Below are 20,157 nucleotides of genomic sequence, written 5' to 3' on the forward strand. Positions count from 1 at the left end.
CTTGACTATAAATCGTTGCATTGAATACAATATAGGCACTATGTTGGACGTGTTTATTACATCTCGAGTTCGTCGAAAGATTTTGGTAGTCTATGCCAAATATCCTGATTTTCAGACGCATGTTCGTGGTCTTGCTAAATTAATCAAAGAAGACCCAGGTAATATTCAACGTGAGTTAACTAAGCTAGAAAAAGTTGGCTTCCTTAATTCACGCAAGGAATCAAACACCAAGGTATATAGTGCCAACACAGCTTTTCCCATATTTAAAGAACTTCAAAGTATTGTCTTAAAAAGCCAACGTGCGAAGCGAATTGCTCGTCAATCGTAATTAATGAACACAAAAAAAGGTAGCTTATTTAACCAAGTTCTTTTAGCGCGTGGATTACGGACCGAAGCGAATACATTTTTTGAAGCACCATATAGTAGACTTTCGCACAATCCATACCTATTAACAGATATGAATAAAGCCGTTACTAGAATTGTTCATGCAAAAAAAACAAACGAAAAAATTTGTGTATATGGCGACTATGACATTGATGGGCTGACTGCAACTACCGTGCTGCTGGACGCTTTTAAGGCTTTTGGGATAGACGCCTTTGCGCATATTCCTAATCGATTTAGTGAGGGGTATGGGCTAAATAACCAGTCGCTTGATGCTATTAAAAGTAAGGGCGCAGACTTAGTGATAACAGTCGATTGTGGCTCGACGTCTATCAGCCAAGCAGCGCACGCTCGCGATCTTGGGCTAGACCTTATTATTACCGACCACCATACGGTTAGCGCACAGTTACCAGACTGCGTCGCAGTTATTAATCCTAAACGCACAGATAATGATTATCCATTTATTGACCTTGCCGGGGTCGGGGTAGCCTTCAAATTAGTTCAAGCTTTGCAGTCCGAACTTGACGGACTGCCCGCTGGGCAAGAAAAGTGGCTCATGGACTTAGTGTCGCTGGGGACTGTTTGTGATGTGGTTGAACTTCAGGATGAGAATCGTATGTTAGTTAAATGGGGAACCGAGGTGATGAAAAAAACTCGCCGCCCTGGCATACAGGCCTTACTGGATGTCGCAGCTACTAATAGACACGACATAGACGCTGCGACGTTTGGTTTTAGGCTTGGGCCCCGGCTTAATGCGTCTGGTCGGTTAGAGCATGCGCAGTTGAGCTTAGATTTATTAACCGCAACCGCTGAAGATACAGCAGTCAACATAAGTAAAACTTTAGAAGAGATGAATAGTGAACGGCGAAGAATTCAGTCAATTATTTATGAAGAAGCAATTAACCAGGTAGACCCGAACGATGATGTCATAGTTGTGGCGAGTGATTCATGGTCACATGGAGTTGTAGGCATTGTAGCTTCTAAGCTAGTTGAGAAATATAGAAAACCAGCCTTTGTAATGCAGCATCTGGGGGATGGAACAACTAAAGGTTCGGCCCGTAGTTTTGGTAGCTTTAAGGCCGTCGATGCTATTCGATCGTGTGGTGAACTGATTATTAGTGGTGGCGGACATGCTGCTGCTGGAGGATGCACAATAGCGACAAAAGATTTCGATGGTTTTAAAAAAGCAATTAATGCTTTCTATGCGAGCCTCAACTTGTCTGATCAGATACAGTTTTTGCGACCACCTGTAGATGTTGAGCTTGAGGACCTATCAGCTGTAACTGTGCAAGAAATAGCGCAGTTTAAATTGCTTGAACCATTTGGCAGAGGTAATCCTGAACCGCATTTTTTACTTACCGATATTAATATTAATTCACAGCGACTGGTTGGGGCTCAAAAAAATCATCTACAGCTAACCATTACAGACAAACTTGGCACCATGATGAGAGGCATTATGTTTGGCCAATCGTCTGAAATTACTGAGTCTATTTCGCCGATTGTAACGTTTTCGGAAAGTAGCTATCGACCTGGTGACGTTGAGTTTCAAATTAAGTTTGTGTAGTTGCAAAACCACATCTGTTACTGTAGGATACAAGCTGATAGAAATAGTATGACAGGAGCCTTTAAGTGGTTTTAGTTACAAGAAAAGACGGGAAAGAGTCATTAGAAAATATGATTCGTCGCTTCAATAAGCGAGTTGCTATGTCTGGTGTTATTGCTGCTGCTCGAAATAACCAGTATTTCGAAAAACCAATCAGTAAAACTGAACGCCGAAGCAAAGCTATTATCCGTAACAAACGTAAAGCTGAAAAACTTCGCCAAATTCGTCTAGGTAAGTAATGCAGGCGAGAGTATTAGAAGATCTAAAGCAAGCTATGTTGTCACGCGATGCCGTGACAACATCTGTTTTAAAACAACTCAAAGTCGCGTTTCAGTACGCAGCCATCGATAAGCAGTCCGACCTTGATGAGGCTGAAGAGCTGAAGATCATAAAAAAAGAAGCTAAAAAACGTCGCGAAGCTATAGAAATTTACGAAAAAGCTAATCATATCGATAAAGCTGAAAGCGAACGCAAAGAACTTGCTGTACTAGAAACATATCTACCTCAACAATTGTCTGAGGCTGAAATGCTAAAAGAGGTGGAAGCAGCAGTCGAGAAACTTAACGCAACCCAGTTGTCAGATGTCGGTAAAGTAATGGGGCATCTGTCGCAAAAACTGGCAGGTAACGTCGACAACCGCCGTTTAAGTGAAATTGTTAGAGACCGACTAAAAGGCGATTCTTAGATGATATATCTTATGATGGGTCAAATTGGGTCTGGTAAGTCTGTGCAGTCTAAACGAATTAGCGAGCACCTTGATGCGCTGCGCTTAGGGCTAGGGCAATTGCTCCGCGACCACTATCCAGACCATCCTTCGCTGCAGTCAGGTGACTTAGTAGAGCATCAACTTGTGGTTGACGCGGTGAAGTCATTTTTAGATAAACACCCTATGGAAACAATCATCATTGATGGTTTTCCGCGCAACATTGAGCAGAAAAAATGGCTGGACGAGTATGTAGCCGCACATCCCGACCACGAGATTGGTGAAGTATTTGTTCTTAACGTTGATGAAGACACGGTGCATGACCGACTTATAAAACGTGGCCGCTCTGACGATACTCCCGAAGCAATCGCAAAGCGTAAGGCGGTATTTGACAATGAAGTTAAGCCACTCATTGAGTCATATCGATCAGAGGGATTGGTCGTTGACATTGATGGCAATCAGTCGGTTGATGATGTTGATTCACAAATAGAATCGAAGTTAGCTCACCCCTAAGAGTGTAGAAAGTTAGTATGAGTTTAAAACACTTAGTGCGCAGTAAAAAAGAAATCGACTCTATTCGACAAAGTGGAGCAATGTTAGCTCACGTACTTACAGTATTACGCGGTTCCATCGAAGCAGACATGAGCACGCACGATATTGACGAAATAGCCCGCAAAGAAATAAAAGCACTGGGAGGAAAGCCTTCTTTTTATGGCTATAACGGTTTTCCGGGTGCGGTTTGCGCATCTATCAATGACGAAGTGGTCCACGGTATTCCTTCAAGGCACAGAGTTATGAAAGCAGGCGATCTAGTTAGTTTTGACTGCGGCGTGACCTACAACGGCATGGTTACAGATGCTGCTTTTACCGAAATTGTCGGCGGTGAATCCACGGTTAGTAAACGGGTAGTCGAATTAGTGAACACCACAAAACAGTCACTGCAAGCCGGGGAAAATGCGGTGCACGGAGATGTAGCTATTTCTGAAATAAGCAAGGCCATCGAAGACACACTACAGGCAAAAAAATTCGGTATAGTAAAAGATCTTGTTGGCCATGGTGTGGGCAGAAAATTACACGAAGAACCCGATATTCCAAACTATGTTACAGGTGGAAAAAGTAAATCGCTGCTTAGCGGCATGACAATTGCTATCGAGCCAATGGCAACACTTGGAACAGACCGCGTAACAATGGATTCTGATGGTTGGACAATTCGCACTCAAGATGGGAGTCTTTCAGCTCATTTTGAACAAACAGTACTGGTTACAGAAGAAGGCGTTGAAATTTTAACCGACTTTTTGTAGGCAGCACTAGCTACCTAATTGCATAAGCGATATACTACGTACTAATGCAACGTCAAAATAAAGCTTTTGTTGGTCTAGATATCGGCACGAACTCGGTTCGGTGCATGATTGGTATTGACGAAGAATCATCGGATAAAATTCAGATAATAGGTGTCGGAGTGCACGAGAGCGAAGGTGTTCGCAGGGGCTCGGTAATCAATGTCGAAGAAGTAATAGAACCTATCACCAAAGCAGTCGATGAAGCCGAGCGAACGAGTGGTTACACAATTGAAAGTGCTACAGTAGGCATTAATGGAAACCACATTGAAAGCCAACACTCCAAAGGTGTGATTGCGGTAACCGGTGGTAGCAACAGAACAATAGATGAAGCTGATGTTGAGCGTGTCGAAGAAGCAGCGTCGGTCGTTCAAATGCCGCCTAACCGAGAGATTATTCATGTTTTTGCACGGAGCTACAGCTTAGATGGGCAATCGAATATACAAAATCCATTAGGTATGACTGGCGTTCGACTAGAAGCCGAAACCTTGCTGGTTTCTGCATCTACACCAGCCCTAAAAAACACTCAAAAAGCCTTAGCGCATGTCGGTTTAGCGCTTAATGACCAGTTTATTAATGGAATAGCCGCCGCTCATGTTGGTTTAGCTAAAAAACAGCAAGAAACTGGCACAGTTTTAATTGATATTGGCCACTCTACAACTGGAGTAATGGTGTTCGAGGAAAAAGAGCCGCTTTATTTTGCAGTTGTTCCAGTCGGTAGTTCGCACATTACCAACGACCTAGCGATTGGCTTGCAAGTTGATCTAACAACCGCTGAAAGAATTAAAGTAGAGTATGAAAAAATCGCGACGAAGTTAAATAAGCAGTCAGCTGTAATAAATGACTCAAAAGGCAATGAAGTAAAATTTCGGCCGACGCTTGTGCGTGACATAATTGAAGCACGTACGGAAGAAATATTTGAAGCAGTTAACAAAAAACTTATGACTGTCGGAAAAGTTGGCGATCTACCTGGCGGAGTGGTGTTGGCTGGTGGCGGGGCGAATATGTATGGAATCGTAGATGTATGTAAATCGACTATGAAATTACCGGTTGAAACCGTTACGCTCAATACATATGGCGGTATTACTGACAATGTTGGCGGGTTGGAAATGGCTACGGTTAGCGGCCTTATGGAATTAGACAAGCTTGGGGCTGGAGTCGGCAAAAAGAACTTTAAGCTTAACTTGTCAGGCGGTAATTCGGTATTGCGCACAATTTTTGAACGCTTTAAACCATAGCGAACAACCTGCATACATTATTTTAGATATTTGCTAAAAACGTAGTTAGCTACATTTTTCTTTTGTTTTTACTGAACACAAAAGTGTATACTTAGCAATCAGAAACACTTGTAATAAGGAGGGACGCGTGCCTCAAGTAACACCTAAAGTTGAAACATTTGCTCGAATAAAAGTCGTCGGCGTTGGCGGGGCCGGCAACGCTGCCATAAACAGAATGATAGAAGCTGGCGTTCAAGATGTTGATTTCATTGCCGTCAATACCGATGCTCAGGCTCTTCATAATTCAGCTGCACCTACTAAAATTCATATTGGTCAGCAAACCACACGCGGTCTTGGTGCCGGTGCTGATCCAAAGGTGGGACAATCGGCTGCAGAAGAATCATACGATGAAATAAGTAAAGCACTACAAGGTGCAGACATGGCGTTCATAACATTCGGTGCTGGTGGTGGAACTGGAAGCGGAGCCGGTCCAATCATTGCCGGCGTTGCTAAAGACCTTGAAATTCTAACGGTTGGTATAGCCACGAAGCCATTCGCATTTGAGGGTGAACGACGACGACGCAATGCCGAGGAAGCGATCTCTAACCTACGCGGTAGCGTGGACACGATTATCACTATTCCAAATGACAGACTACTCCAGACAATCGACCGTAAAACTCCGCTGATGGATGCATTTAAAGTCGCTGACGATGTTCTACGACAAGGCGTAGAGGGTATTTCAAACCTTATTACGGTGCACGGCATGATCAACCTCGACTTCGCTGACGTAAAGGCCGTTATGAAGGATGCCGGATCCGCATTGATGGGCATTGGTTCGGCAACTGGCGAGAACAGAGCAGTAGAAGCTGCTCAAAAAGCTATCGAATCGCCGCTGCTCGAAGTGTCTATTGATGGTGCTCGTGGAGTGCTGTTCAATGTCACCGGTGGTCCAGATATGGGCATGCACGAAATTAACGAAGCTGCCGAGATTATTACCTCTGCCGTAGACGCTGATGCCAATATTATCTTCGGTGCCAATATGGATCAGTCTATGGGCGATGAAGTGCACGTTACCGTGATTGCCACTGGTTTTGATGCTGCCTTCTTTGTAGATAAGTCCAATTCTAATGATGGTTTGGCATATTTCTCTAAACCGAACCGATCAACATTTGATGATTCTGATGACGAAGATGTTCAAGATGATGAAGGTTCAAGCTCTGTAGTGCACGGCAACGTCGATGCTCCGCAAGAGGAAGCCAACATGAACGATGAGATCGACGATGATGAAGTTGATCTTTCCATGGATGATGACGAAAAAACTGAACAACCAGACGAAAAATTAAAAAAAGACGACAATGATTCTGGCGATATTTGGTCAATAGACGACGACGAAGATGAGTTTGAAAAACCAGCCTTTCTACGCCGTAGAAAGCGCAAAAAAGACTAAAAAAGTCATATAAATATTGATACTGCACACATATTTTACCCGACCAAAAACCGTCCGTTTGTGCTAAAAATGACAACACAAAGTAATTGACACAAACACCATAACTAGGGCTATAATCGATGCTAGGTACACCACATGTGTGGTTAAGCACATTTGTCGTACAGTACATAAATAGACGGAAGGAGACGCATGAAATGCCCACAATGTAGTGGCGATGATACAAAGGTGCTTGAATCACGAGAAGTTTCTGATGTATCAGCAATTCGCAGGCGAAGACACTGTAATTCATGCTCTGCTCGATTTACAACATATGAGCGCATTGAACGGCCTAATCTTGCCGTTATAAAACGTAATGGTGAGCGCCAGTTGTATGATCGGACTAAATTGCTTGCTGGGATATTGCGCGCATGCGAAAAACGGTCTGTGTCACGACTCCAATTGGAGGAGATGATAAACAGTATCGAACGAGAATTGCATGAATGTGATGAATCAGAAGTGACTTCTGAATACGTAGGTGAACTTGTATTAGACCGATTGGCTCGTATTGATCCAGTGGCATATATACGGTTTACAAGTGTGTATAAAGACTTCACCAACCTAGAAAGCTTTGAGCGCGAACTCCAGCGTCTAAAAAACAAACAGAAGAAAAACAAAATTATATAAATAATTTGAGGTACGTTCCGGTCAGTAGCGATTATGTATCACATCGCAGCTAATGGCCGGAGCATAGCTCGTAGACTCTTTAAAAACGTATGTAGAGACACGTAATTTTAATGAGACACAAAAATTAAAAACAAAAAATTTGTTAGGAAAATAACAATAAATAGCAAATTTAAGGAGGGTAATAAAAGACATGACACCGTATCAACAAAAAATATCATCATTAGGGTTAAGCCGTTTTTTCACGAGTTCGGACACACATCCATACGATCAAGTTAAATGGGAAGTTCGTGAATCAAAAATTGTTAACCCGGTTACGGGCGAAGTCGTATTTCACCAACCAGAAGTAGAGTTTCCTACCTCATGGTCTGTGAATGCAACGAATATTGTTACCCAAAAATACTTTACAGGCACACCGGGCACGCCGGAGCGCGAATCATCTTTGCGACACTTAATAGACCGCGTTGCCGACACTATTACCGAACACGGGCTAAAAGAGGGTTACTTTGTCGATGAGGAAGAAGCTCGCATATATAACGAAGAACTTAAATATATACTTGTCACTCAACGAGCTGCATTTAACTCACCGGTATGGTTCAACATCGGTGCAAAAGATCGAAAGCAGCAAGCAAGTGCGTGTTTTATCCTTGGTGTAGAAGACGACATGAAGTCGATTCTTAACTGGTATGTTGAAGAAGGAATGATCTTCAAAGGTGGAAGTGGCGCTGGTGTAAACTTAAGCAAAATTCGATCAAGCAAAGAAAAACTAAGCGGGAGCGCAGGCTACGCGTCTGGTCCACTTAGCTTTATGCGAGGTGCTGATTCTTCAGCTGGTGCGATTAAGTCTGGCGGTAAAACTCGTCGAGCTGCCAAAATGGTTATTCTCGACGTTGATCACCCAGACGTAGAAGATTTTATTTGGAGTAAGGCAAAGGAAGAACGTAAAGCGCGAGCTCTGCGCGAGGCTGGCTTTGACATGAGCCTTAACGGTGACGATATTCACTCGATTCAATACCAAAACGCCAATAACTCAGTTCGCGTAACTGATGACTTTATGAAAGCTGTCGTTAATGATGATGATTGGCAGTTAACAGCTCGAACCGAAGATGCTGCTGTTGAAACCGTAAAGGCTCGAAAAATTTGGCGACAAATTGCTGAAGCCGCGTGGGAATGCGCAGACCCAGGATTGCAGTTTGATACGACTATTAACCACTGGCACACCTGTCCGGTTGCTGGTCGAATTAATGGCTCGAACCCATGTAGTGAATACATGCACCTTGATAACTCAGCCTGTAACCTTGCTTCACTCAACTTACTTAAGTTCTTAAATGAAGACAGCACGTTTGATATTGAAGCCTTCCGACACGCGACCGAAATAATGTTTATTGGTCAAGAAATCTTGGTTGGCTACTCAAGCTACCCAACAGAAGGCATTACGAAGAACGCGAAAGCCTACCGTGAACTTGGTATCGGTTACGCAAACCTTGGCGCTATGCTTATGGCTCAAGGATTGCCATATGACTCAGACGCAGGTCGCGCCCAAGCTGCAGCCATTACTTCGCTTCTTACTGGCCACAGTTATGCAACCAGTGCAAAGATGGCTCGTCGCGTTGGACCGTTCGCAGGTTACAACCAAGACAAAGAAGGCATGCACAAGGTGCTTAAACAGCATCGAGAGGCTGTTGGTAGTATCGACGCTAACTTTGTGTCAGAAGACCTTCTAAACGCCGCTACGATTGCCTGGGACGAAGCAAATGAGTTTGGTGAGCAGTTTGGTGTACGCAACTCGCAAGCTAGCGTGCTTGCACCAACCGGAACCATCGGCCTAATGATGGACTGTGATACAACCGGAATTGAACCAGACCTTGGCTTAGTCAAAACCAAGAACCTAGTTGGCGGTGGAACAATGAGTATTGTTAACCAAACTGTACCGCGAGCATTAAAGTCACTTGGCTACACGCCGCAACAAATTACCGCTATCACAGACTACATCGACGAAGAAAAAACAATCATTGGTGCGCCAAGTCTTAAAGACGAGCATCTACCAGTGTTTGCCTGCTCAATGGGCGACAACCCAATTCACTATCTTGGTCACGTAAAAATGATGGGTGCCGTACAGCCATTCTTATCTGGCGCCATTAGTAAAACAGTCAACATGCCAGAAGACGTGAGTGTTGAAGATGTCGAACAATTGCACCTCGACTCATGGAAGCTCGGCCTTAAAGCTGTAGCAATTTATCGAGACAACTGTAAGGTTGCTCAACCACTGAGCATGACCAAAAAAGCTGGAGCAGACGAAGGTACAAAAGCTGACGAGGTCGTTGCCACAGAAGGCTTTGCAGTTGCTGGTGTCCACAGAAAAGAACTACCAAAGCGTAGAACTTCAAAAACTTACGAATTTAAAGTAGCGGGCAGCAAAGGTTACTTTACGGTCGGCGAATTTGAAGACGGCGCTCCTGCTGAGTTGTTCTTGAATGTATCAAAACAAGGAAGCACCTTAGCCGGAGTAATGGACGCCCTTGCCATTAGCGTGAGCCATGGCTTGCAATACGGCGTACCATTAAAGAGCTATGTTAAAACCTTTACAAACATGGCCTTTGCCCCAGCTGGTCTTACTGACGACAAAGACATTCGTACAGCCAGCAGCTTAGTAGACTACATCTTTAGACGGATCGGCAAAGACTACCTAAGCTTTGATGATCAGCTTGAAACCGGCATAAGCCATTTTGAGGATCAACCAGCTAACCAAGCGCAGCTAATTGCTGACGAGGTGGTTGAGAAAATCCAAGAAGTTGTAGCCGAAGAGAAGCCAGCCCAAGCGCCTCAGGCTGCTGCACCGGCACCAAGCGCGCCAGCAGAAACTCCAACAAAAGAGGACGACACAGCACCACTGTGTAGCTTCTGCGGCAACATAACGCAACGCTCAGGCAGTTGTTATGTATGTACGTCTTGTGGGATGACGACGGGTTGTAGCTAGGATCTTAGCTGCATAGCAAAAAACAGGCCTCATACAGAGGTCTGTTTTAATTTAAACCATGGTATACGTTTAGGATTCAAAATACTGTATTATCGTTGCAGCGCTATGACAGAAATTAGATTATATCGACACGCACAATCAGAACTTAATATACGACGTGATTTGGTTGGAGGACGAAGCAATCAGACGAGACTAACACAGCTTGGCGAATCACAAGCTGTAGCTTTGGCGTGGCACCTGCAAAGTGAGAACTATTCTCCTGACGTGGTGTTTAGTTCACCTGCCATACGAGCAATCCATACTGGAAGAATTGCTCTTTTGGGCCACGGTATAAAGGAAGACGATTTTATAACTGATTATGGCCTGCAAGAATTGAGCCAAGGACATGCTGAAGGTGGGCCTAGAGAAACTATATATACTGACGAAATCAGGGCTCGAATAGGTGTTGAACTTGAGGAGTTCGCATTTGAAGGTGGTGAATCGATGAGGCAAACTGGGCAACGAATGCTAAACGATTGGTTGCTGCCAACATTAGAGAAATTTCCAGATGCAGATAGGATTGTAGCGTTTACCCATGGCTTTGCGATTAAATGTTTAGCAGCTCAGGTTGAAGATGGCTGGGATCACTCTCGAATACGCTTCCATTCTGTACCAAATGTATCAGAAACAACCTTATTTTATGATCGACAAAGTGCCGCGTTGACAGTTGGCGATGTAGGGAAAGTCACAGTTGCTGACTAGTTTGGTATAGTACCTGCATGAAGCTTACGATTATTACAAAAGAAGACCACGAAGACCGCCGAGAGATTCGCCAATATATTGAATCGATTAAAGACGATCTGCATGAAGGTGTTGATTTCAATGTTTACGATTCTAAAACTAAAGAAGCCCAGTCTGTTATGCAGCTGTATGGCTTAATGCAGTACCCGGCAATAGTCATTACCCGACCACTCGATGGCAGCGTGATTCAGACATGGCAAGGGATGCCGTTGCCACGCAAGAGTGAGATTGTTTATTTTGCTAATTCTTAAGATTTAAGCAAACTAAAGTTTGCAATTTAATTCCACCATTTTGAGTGATCAAAACGGTGGAGCCAAAAGATCACCCTGTTCGTATCTCTTGATATCTTCATTGCTAAATAACACAACAGCCTCCGGAATGGCTAAAGCCAGTCTGAAAGTAATCCATAGGAGTTTCAGACAGGTCCTCGGCTTAATTCTTGTGTATTTAGGCATTCAGATTCAGGATCCGCTCAAAAGGGAGGGGCGAGCTTCGCTCGCCCTGTAGCCCTGCAGCCTCTTCCACTTCCTCAACCTACCTGATCAACGAGTGCCTCAAATACAACTAAAGCAAAAAACTTTGCTGAGCCTAATCCAATAAAATTATAGCGAAGCCGCTTGACGTTGTTTTTTGCGTTGTATTTCTAAGCAATGAGATGATAGAGAAGGGTGAGTGTGGTCGTATTTTTGGCTTCCGTTTTTGACGAGACAAAAATGGAAGAGTAATGGCAAGCGTCAGCTTGCAACTAAGTAATTCAAAAATATGTACATCTGCTATATACTTTTAACTACAAAGCATTTGGAGCATTCCAAGAAGTGGCTATCAACCACAAGCTAATGGGAAGAACGGATTAGTCTAAGTAGAACCCATCGCAGATCCTCACTGCGAAATCAAAAGACCGAGATAAAGAAGTAAGTCGTATGATTTGCATGCACGGATGGTACCTCGCTAAAACAGCGATCCTGCACTCACAAGAATGTGAGTGTTTTTATTTTTAAGGAGATAGATCGTGAAATTTAAAGCCAAAACCCGACGAAAAGCTATAGAGTACGAAAAAGACATTGTTATGCAGTGGAAGAAAAACAAGACGTTTGAGAAGTCTGTAGAGACGCGTCCAAAGGAAAATAGTTACGTATTTTATGACGGCCCACCGTTTATATCTGGTGACCCGCATCACGGAACACTACTGAGCAGTATCGTTAAAGACGCCGTGCCGCGCTTTTGGACAATGAAAGGCAAACGAGTTGAACGTGTATGGGGCTGGGATTGTCACGGATTGCCGGCGGAGCGATTTACAGAGAAAAAACTAGGCATTCATTCTAGAGAAGAAGTAATAGAATACGGTATTGAAAAATACATTAACGCAGTACGAGCTAATATGGTTCAGACCAGTAGTCAGTGGGAAGACACCATTGATAGAATTGGTCGTTGGGTAGAGTTTAAGGGTGCCTATAAAACTATGGACAAAGACTACATGGAAAGCGTGTGGTGGGCTTTTAAAACTCTGTATGAAAAAGGCAAGATTTACGAGGGTGAAAAGGTATTGACGTACTGTACGTTGGACGGTACGCCATTGTCTAAGGCCGAAGTAACCATGGATTCTGGTGCATACCAAGATGTCACCGACCCGAGTGTGTATGTGAAGTTTAAGTTAACTGATGGCTCAACGCTCCTAGCCTGGACAACCACACCGTGGACACTCCCAGCTAATACGGCTGTAGCGGTTAATAGCGATGTAGAGTATAGCGAAGTAAAGGTTGGCGACGAGCAGTTTATTGTTGCTACTGATTTACTAGAATCAGTTCTTGTTAACGAAAAAAAGCAACCACTGGAATATGAAGTCATTCGAACTCTAATGGGCTCAGAACTAGTCGGCAAGTCCTACGAGCCGCTGTTTGTTGATCGCGGCGAAAACGCTCACAAAGTTTGGGCGGCAGACTATGTAGAAACAGAAGCAGGCACTGGTATTGTGCACTTAGCACCAACATACGGCGAAGAAGACTTTGAGCTGGCTAAAAAAGAAGGTTTTCCAACTGTTCACACCATTGATGAACACGGCTACTTTACTGAGGGGCCGTGGCAGGGTCAGAACGTGTGGGAGATTAATAAACAGATTGCTAAAGACATGAATCGCTACAGTACAAAAACATTGCAGGGCGAATACGCTGCGATGGCGACTGAGCAACGCATCGAATTCCACAAAAACAATGAACCAGAGCCAGACGCCGCAATTTGGCGAGTCGACTACATAAAGCACAGCTACCCGCATTGCCACCGCTGTGATACAAAATTAATGTACCGCGCGCACCCGAGTTGGTTTATGGATATTGACGGACAGCGCCAGCAAATGCTGGAACTGAACGGCAATATAAATTGGTTTCCTGACCATCTAAAGCACGGTCGGTTTGCTAAAAATATAGAGGCAGCACCAGACTGGAACCTTAGTCGTGACCGTTTTTGGGCAACTGCTATGCCAGTATGGAAAAGTGAGAGCGGCAACGTAAGGGTGGTTGGTAGTTATGCTGAACTCAAAAAGCTAAGTGGAGTAGAACTAGATGACTACCATCGTCCATGGATTGACGACGTTACGTTCGAACGCGACGGCGAAACATACACTCGCGTAGATAAAGTTATGGATAGTTGGTTTGAAGCTGGTTCAATGCCGTTTGCTCAGTTCCATTACCCATTTGAAAACAAGCAAAAGTTTGAGCAAAATTTCCCGGGTGATTTTATTGTTGAGTATATCGGACAGGTCCGAGCGTGGTTTTACTACATGCTGGCTGTATCAACAGCGCTATTTGGTAAAGAGTCATTCCAGAATGTTATTACCACCGGAACCTTAGCCGGCAACGATGGCCGCAAGATGAGTAAAAGTCTTGGCAACTATACCGACCCGAACGAGTTGATGGATCAGTTTTCTGCTGACGCATTGCGCCTTACTTTACTAACCAGCCCAGTACTTAATGGCGAAGATTTTGCCTTAAAAGACAAAGATGTGTCCGACGCTAATCGGAAGCTTGCCATGATCTGGAACATGTACGACTTTTTTACACTGTATGCAGAGGTGGACGAGTGGGAATGGGACGGTAGCTTAAACGACCCAACTGATTCACTTAGCAATAGTTTAGATTTGTGGGCGGTTAGCCGGGTGCACGAGGTAGCCAAAATTATTGAAGAATCAATGCAGCGGTATGATTTGCCAAGCGCCACACGTCCTATATTTGAATTGATTGAAGATATGTCTAACTGGTATGTGCGTCGTAGCCGTCGCCGGTTTTGGAAAAGTGAAGACGATTCAGATAAAAATGATGCCTACAAAACACTTCATTATGTGCTTACTCAGATGAGTATAATTTTTGCACCGTTCACACCATTTTTAAGTGAAGAGCTTTATCAAAAGATGACCGGTGGTGAGTCAGTGCACTTGCTTGACTGGCCACGCATAGGCCACACTAACGAGCTTCTACTAGAACAGATGAAGGTCGCGCGATTAGCGATTAATTCAGGGCTTTCAATTAGAGCAAAAAATCAGATAAAAGTAAGACAGCCGCTCGCTAATGTTACGGTTTCAAATAGTGCTGAATCAAAAATTACAGATGAATTGATCGACGTAATTAAAGAGGAACTCAATGTTAAACAGATGACTTTTTCTAGCCTAGACTATGCCGAAGACAATTCATCAATGGATACATTTGCAAAAGAGTTTGTTGTACAACTTGATACTAAAATCACAGATGAGCTTAAAGCTGAAGGTATGGTGCGAGACGTCATTCGACAGGTGCAGAGTGAGCGTAAAAAAGCTGACTTTGAGGTTGATGATCACGTAGAGCTTACCCTGTGGACAGATGATAAAGAGTTGCAAAACGCTATCAAGGCCCATGCTGAACTAATTCAGCAAGAAACCCTCGCCACAACACTCCTAAGTACCAAGCCGAGCAACCAAATTGAATGCAAGATAGCCGGTAAAGAACTGCTAATTGCTGTAAAAAAAGTCTGACCATATTTTTTACGAGCTTGCTAAACTAGGGGTATGCTACGCAGCCGCTTGGGAACCGCAACAAAAACTGACTGGTTGTTAATTGCAGCTACTGGATTTTTAGTTGGTCTGAGTACCACTATTTTATTTGCAATCGAAGAGGGTGCGGCAAACTCAGTTAATTTCTCACCGTATAAACACGTCTTACATGCCTTGATTGGCATTGGATTGGCCGCAGTAATATCTCGTAGTAATTTCGGTATATGGTACCGTCTGGCCAGCTGGTTGTATTGGGCATCGATACTTCTGTTGTTGATTGTTTTGTTCGCTAATCCAACGTCTGGTTCATCCCGTTGGATAGAACTTGGGTTTATGCAGTTTCAACCCAGTGAACTGGCAAAATTCGCCCTAATATTGCTTTTAGCGCGGCTGTTTTCTCGTCGGCGCGGAAAAATGAATAATCCTTTCAACATAGGCCTGTCAATTTTCTACACGGCACTACCGTCGGCGTTGGTCTTGCTTCAGCCCGACCTAGGCACGGCAATTGTTTTTGTTGTTATTTGGTTTAGCATGCTGGTAATTAGCGACATAAAGCCGCTGTATCTTGTAGCAGGTTTTATTTTTGTAGCCGTTATCGGCGCATTATCGGTGCCGCTGCTGCAGGACTACCAGAAACAACGACTGCTAACGTTCTTAGACCCTTCAGCTGACCCGCAGGGCGCAGGCTATAACGTTCGTCAGGCTAGTATTGCCATTGGAAGCGGCAAGGTTTTTGGTCAGGGTTTAGATTCTGGCACCCAAAGTCAGCTTAATTTTTTGCCAGCCCAGCATACCGACTTTATATTTGCCGTAACAGCAGAAAAGCTAGGCTTGGTTGGGGCGATGAGTGTAGTAATAGCATTCGGGGTAATTGTAGTTCGCATATTGCAGCACGCTGCTCGGTTAAAAAACTCTTTTGCGGCCCATGTTTGTTTAGGGGTGGCGGTACTGTTGGCTTTTCATATAATTATTAATATAGGTATGAATCTTGGGCTTGTGCCGGTTACGGGGTTGCCGCTACCGTTTATGAGCTATGGCGGCACATACCTAGTGATAACCATGGTGGCCATCGGTGTAATGTTAAGTACGCTACGAAAACAAGAAAATCTAGAATTTGTGTAAGAAGTCTTTACAGAGGTCACTTTAACTGTTAAGATTTATCAGATTATGAAGCAAGCAGTGATTAAAACAGGTGGCAAACAGTATGTCGTTAAAAAGAACGACGTTTTAGATGTTGAAAGTTTAGGCGATGCAAAAACCGTAAACTTTACTCCTTTGATGGTCTTTGATGACAATGACGTAACTGTCGGGGAGCCAGAAGTAAAAGGTGCAAAAGTTTCTGCTAAGGTCTTAGAACAAATTCGTGATGACAAAGTTGTAGCAATTCGCTACAAAGCTAAAAAACGTGTACATAAAAAACACGGTCACAGACAAAACTACTCTCGAATTCAAATTACTGATATTAAATAGTAGTATTTAATACGACAATATGGCCCCACTTAACACCTGTAATTTTTAGCGCTATGTACTATTTTTGCTGGTAAGTGTCAAAAATACACCATTGGTCCAGCCAAAGCCTTCTTGGTTGGGGTAGCGACCTGGTTTGCCAACCGACTGGTTGACGACATCATATTTTTCCCAGAATTTACCTGTTTCTGTAAAAACAGCCATATTTAAACTAAGCCATTTGTCGGCGATGCGCTGCGCGTCGTCATCAAGGTTATATTTTTTTAGACCATCGATAACAAACCAGTGTAGCGGAGCCCAGCCATTTGGATAGTCCCATTGTTTAAACGGCTGCATAAGCTGCTGGTCAGTTGTGGCGCTTAAACCGCCAGAATGTTCGAACTCGCTAAGATGATCGACTAGTATTTGAGCTTCTTTTTTGGTTAAAACTTCCGCAAACAATGGCATAAAACCAGCCAATGATTTAAATGAGCTGATTTGGTTGGATGCAAGATCATAGTCATAAAAGAAACCACCGTGCCCCATAAGCTGTTTAATAGAAGTAGCTCTGGCTTTGGCTTGTTGTCTGTATTTGTGGGCCTTATCGGCGTTATCAGTAAGCTCATAAAACCACTGTAAATCGAGTTCATAGCGGTGCAGTAAGCAATTTAGATCAATTGGCACGTAGGACAGAGCATGATTATTGAATCGCGACGTCATATCCCAGCCCGATTCGTGCTCCGCTGTCTGGTCGATTAAGTGGTGGTCGGCGTAGCGGCTTAATCCTTGATGGACAAGGTGATCCACAACATGATCAGCTGGATCAATGTTCATCCAATAGCCTGTTAATTCAGCCTCTGCAGTTGCCATAACTTTTTTTAGCCAAACGGTGTCGCCAGTTTTAGCATAGACCACTCGAGCCATGCTGGTGAGCAGCGGCGGTTGCGATATGCCGGTGTCGTAGGTTCTATTCCTCATTGGAATTAAGCCGAATCTGTCGAATAAAAACACTAAATTATCAACCATGCCACGGGCCAGGTCGATATTTTGGTCGTCATCAACTAAGCCTAAAATTATAAAAAAACTGTCCCAGTAGAACTGATCACAATGAAACTGGCCGCCGCTTGGAGACACGAATGGATTCGGTAGTTGAATGTAGCTACCAGAGTCTTCTGTGGTGCAGGTCATTAAGTGACCCCAATAATTTTTAATATAGCTCCGTGCGGATTCTATTTGTTTTTGTTCCATAGTAAACAGGTTAGCGTGCTTGGTGTATGGGTTGCAAACTGATAAACTAAAGCAAGATAGAAAAATATAAATGTTGAGGGCGTTAAAGTGCAAAAAGTGCTTGCGGTGGCTAACCAAAAGGGTGGGGTTGGCAAGACAACGACTACTATTAATTTGGGTAGCGCACTAGCTCGTGCAGGCTATAAAGTGCTGTTGGTCGATCTTGACCCACAAGCTAATACAACCAGTGGACTCGGAGTTGCCCGACCAGAAACCTCAATATATGATCTTCTGTTTGACGACAGCAAAACGGCCCAAACCGTTGTTGATGCGGGTGAAGTTTCATTAATTCCATCACATCCTAATCTGGCTGCCGCAGAAGTAGAGCTGGTTAGCGAGCTTAATAGGGAACGACGGTTGCAGAATATTCTACAAACCACAGCGTTCGACTATGTATTGATAGACTGTCCGCCGTCTTTAGGGATATTAACAATCAATGCGCTTACCGCCGCAGATGGAGTGTTGATTCCTGTCCAGGCTGAATATTACGCGCTTGAGGGGTTGAGTCAGTTAGTTGATTCTATTCAACGAGTTCGTGTTGCGCTAAATCCACGCCTGACTATATCTGGTGTCGTGCTGACTATGGTTGATGAGAGGACCAGCTTATCAAAAGAGGTGCTAGAGCAGGTTAAACGACACTTTGGCGAACTTGTATTTAGTGAATTTGTGCCACGGAATGTCCGCTTAGCTGAAGCACCAAGCCACGGGGTTAGTGTGTTTGAGCATGACAAATGGAGCAAGGGCGCTCGCGCGTACAAAACGATAGCGAATGAATTAGTGAAACGAATTGGGTAGGGTAGAAAGAACATTATGGCAAAAACAAAAGGACTAGGCAGGGGACTGGAGAGTTTAATACCCACAGAAGTTATACAGGAGCAAATACAAGCTTCGCGAAATACCGGAGTACAAGAAATTGATCTCGCTCATATTGTTCCAAACCCTCATCAGCCACGAACGAATTTTAAACCAGAGGCCATTGATGAACTTGCTCAGTCTTTAGAGCAACACGGATTGGTCCAACCGGTAGTTGTTATAAAAAATAACAATGAGTTTCAGCTTATTGCTGGTGAGCGGCGTGTGCGTGCAGCAAAGCAGCTCAAATGGAAAACAATCCCAGCGTTAGTCCGCACTGCAGATGAGCAACAGCAACTAGAGCTAGCCTTAGTCGAAAATATTCACCGGGACGATTTAAATCCTTTGGAGATTGCTGCTAGCTACATTAAGCTTGTTGAGCTATTTGGGCTGGAAGTTGTAGAGGTTGCCGAAAAAGCAGGTAAGGCGGAGAGTACTGTTCGGAATATTATTCGTTTGCTTAATCTACCCCAAGAAGCAAAGGACGCACTAACGGATAAGGTTATTACTGAAGGGCATGCTCGGCAGATCCTCGCCTTAAAAGACCCGAAAAAACAGCAAGAGCTGCTAAGTCTTATCAAAAAACACGACTGGTCCGTGCGGCAGACGGAAATGTTTACTAAACGGTTTAAAACCAAGGGGAGCACTAAAGAAGTTGCGGCAAAACGAACGCTATCAGAAACACCGCAAACGAAGAAACTCAGCCAGGTTTATAACCGCACGGTGCGTATTCAGCGTACTGCCAAAGGTGGCCGGCTTATGTTTGAATTTAAAAACGAATCAGATTTAAAAAAGTTAACAAAACGCTTAGCCGAACTAGAATAAACGAGCATTTCCTAACGGGAACAGGCGGATTTCTAAGGTTCCAATGATTTTATCTATCGACACGGTGCCAAGTTCATTACGTGAATCGAGCGATCCTCCGGGACTGCGGTTGTCGCCGCTAACAAAAACATGATCATTTTCGACAGTAATATCAACCAGTCCGCTGGTGTATTCCAGGTCTAATTTTAGCTCAGCATCAACATTAAATCCGTCGGGGAATTCGTCATTGTAAATGGTGATTACGCCGTCTTCCAGCTTGACTCGCTCGCCAGGCAAACCAATGACTCGCTTGATTAACTGCAGATCCGAAGAGCCACGTGGGTCATTAAATACAATAATGTCCCCTCGTTTTGGTACAAATTCGCCCTGACTAATGCTCGAGAACGTTTTACCTAACTTAGAAATTACCAGCCGATCACCAGGAGACAGTGTCGGCTCCATGCTTTGACCAAAGACTTCGTATGACTGCAAGCCAAAACCATTAATAATAAGAACGAGCAGAATTACCGCTCCAATGAACTTAAATGCCGATAGAGCATTTTGCACCCACGGGGTTCGCGCTTCTGCAAAATCAGGCTTTATGTCTTGTGGTGTTTCCATAGTTCTAGTAAAGTATGCCTCGTAGTT

19 protein-coding genes are annotated in these 20,157 nt (G+C 43.9%); 17 read left to right on the forward strand and 2 right to left on the reverse strand.

What is annotated here, in order from left to right; all coding sequences use genetic code 11:
• The first annotated feature begins 40 nt into the window (after positions 1–40).
• The 15 genes from EYO12_00075 to rplU all read left to right on the forward strand — a co-directional run bounded on the left by EYO12_00075 (position 41) and on the right by rplU (position 16,590).
• The gene (locus EYO12_00075; GenBank protein ID HIA91497.1) at positions 41–328 is read left to right on the forward strand and encodes an ArsR family transcriptional regulator; all 288 of its coding nucleotides are present in this window, start codon (positions 41–43) and stop codon (positions 326–328) included.
• A 3-nt stretch (positions 329–331) separates the two neighbouring features.
• The gene (recJ, locus tag EYO12_00080) at positions 332–1,945 is read left to right on the forward strand and encodes a single-stranded-DNA-specific exonuclease RecJ (GenBank protein ID HIA91498.1); all 1,614 of its coding nucleotides are present in this window, start codon (positions 332–334) and stop codon (positions 1,943–1,945) included.
• Positions 1,946–2,010: 65 nt separating this feature from the next.
• Positions 2,011–2,223, forward strand: a complete 213-nt coding sequence (rpsU, locus tag EYO12_00085) for a 30S ribosomal protein S21 (protein HIA91499.1) — start codon at positions 2,011–2,013, stop codon at positions 2,221–2,223.
• The gene (locus EYO12_00090; protein HIA91500.1) at positions 2,223–2,669 is read left to right on the forward strand and encodes a GatB/YqeY domain-containing protein; all 447 of its coding nucleotides are present in this window, start codon (positions 2,223–2,225) and stop codon (positions 2,667–2,669) included. The genes rpsU and EYO12_00090 overlap by 1 nt, the downstream gene beginning before the upstream one ends.
• Entirely contained in the window at positions 2,670–3,200 is a 531-nt protein-coding gene (locus EYO12_00095; GenBank protein ID HIA91501.1) for a nucleoside monophosphate kinase, read from the forward strand. It begins immediately after the preceding gene.
• A 17-nt stretch (positions 3,201–3,217) separates the two neighbouring features.
• Positions 3,218–3,988, forward strand: a complete 771-nt coding sequence (gene map / locus EYO12_00100) for a type I methionyl aminopeptidase (GenBank protein HIA91502.1) — start codon at positions 3,218–3,220, stop codon at positions 3,986–3,988.
• A 44-nt stretch (positions 3,989–4,032) separates the two neighbouring features.
• Positions 4,033–5,262, forward strand: coding sequence for a cell division protein FtsA (ftsA, locus tag EYO12_00105; GenBank protein ID HIA91503.1), 1,230 nt, complete (start codon positions 4,033–4,035; stop codon positions 5,260–5,262).
• 127 nt (positions 5,263–5,389) lie between these two features.
• Positions 5,390–6,688 (forward strand): cell division protein FtsZ, encoded by a 1,299-nt coding sequence (gene ftsZ / locus EYO12_00110; GenBank protein HIA91504.1) that lies wholly within the window; start codon positions 5,390–5,392, stop codon positions 6,686–6,688.
• Positions 6,689–6,877: 189 nt separating this feature from the next.
• Entirely contained in the window at positions 6,878–7,351 is a 474-nt protein-coding gene (nrdR, locus tag EYO12_00115; protein ID HIA91505.1) for a transcriptional repressor NrdR, read from the forward strand.
• 190 nt (positions 7,352–7,541) lie between these two features.
• Complete coding sequence (locus tag EYO12_00120; protein ID HIA91506.1) at positions 7,542–10,325, forward strand: vitamin B12-dependent ribonucleotide reductase; 2,784 nt, start codon at positions 7,542–7,544, stop codon at positions 10,323–10,325.
• A gap of 105 nt (positions 10,326–10,430) precedes the next feature.
• Positions 10,431–11,066 (forward strand): histidine phosphatase family protein, encoded by a 636-nt coding sequence (locus EYO12_00125; GenBank protein HIA91507.1) that lies wholly within the window; start codon positions 10,431–10,433, stop codon positions 11,064–11,066.
• A 17-nt stretch (positions 11,067–11,083) separates the two neighbouring features.
• Positions 11,084–11,356 (forward strand): hypothetical protein, encoded by a 273-nt coding sequence (locus tag EYO12_00130; GenBank protein ID HIA91508.1) that lies wholly within the window; start codon positions 11,084–11,086, stop codon positions 11,354–11,356.
• Positions 11,357–12,114: 758 nt separating this feature from the next.
• Positions 12,115–15,102, forward strand: a complete 2,988-nt coding sequence (locus tag EYO12_00135) for an isoleucine--tRNA ligase (protein HIA91509.1) — start codon at positions 12,115–12,117, stop codon at positions 15,100–15,102.
• A 33-nt stretch (positions 15,103–15,135) separates the two neighbouring features.
• A complete protein-coding gene (gene rodA / locus EYO12_00140) occupies positions 15,136–16,242 on the forward strand; it encodes a rod shape-determining protein RodA (protein HIA91510.1) in 1,107 nt (368 codons plus the stop codon).
• A gap of 45 nt (positions 16,243–16,287) precedes the next feature.
• A complete protein-coding gene (gene rplU / locus EYO12_00145; protein HIA91511.1) occupies positions 16,288–16,590 on the forward strand; it encodes a 50S ribosomal protein L21 in 303 nt (100 codons plus the stop codon).
• A gap of 51 nt (positions 16,591–16,641) precedes the next feature.
• Here rplU and EYO12_00150 read toward each other — a convergent pair whose 3' ends face one another.
• On the reverse strand, positions 16,642–17,814 hold the full coding sequence (locus EYO12_00150) for a hypothetical protein (protein HIA91512.1): 1,173 nt from the start codon (positions 17,812–17,814) through the stop codon (positions 16,642–16,644).
• Positions 17,815–17,901: 87 nt separating this feature from the next.
• Between EYO12_00150 and EYO12_00155 the strand changes: the two genes are divergently transcribed.
• Together EYO12_00155 and EYO12_00160 are read left to right on the forward strand one after the other, a co-directional pair.
• Entirely contained in the window at positions 17,902–18,648 is a 747-nt protein-coding gene (locus EYO12_00155; protein HIA91513.1) for a ParA family protein, read from the forward strand.
• Positions 18,649–18,663: 15 nt separating this feature from the next.
• Positions 18,664–19,530 (forward strand): ParB/RepB/Spo0J family partition protein, encoded by an 867-nt coding sequence (locus tag EYO12_00160; protein HIA91514.1) that lies wholly within the window; start codon positions 18,664–18,666, stop codon positions 19,528–19,530.
• Here the strand turns inward: EYO12_00160 and lepB are convergent.
• A complete protein-coding gene (lepB, locus tag EYO12_00165; GenBank protein HIA91515.1) occupies positions 19,522–20,130 on the reverse strand; it encodes a signal peptidase I in 609 nt (202 codons plus the stop codon). The two genes, EYO12_00160 and lepB, sit on opposite strands and share 9 nt — an antisense overlap.
• Between the last annotated feature and the right edge of the window lie 27 nt (positions 20,131–20,157).

The organism is Candidatus Saccharibacteria bacterium (assembly GCA_012965045.1).
GTDB lineage: Bacteria > Patescibacteriota > Saccharimonadia > Saccharimonadales > DTSZ01 > DTSZ01.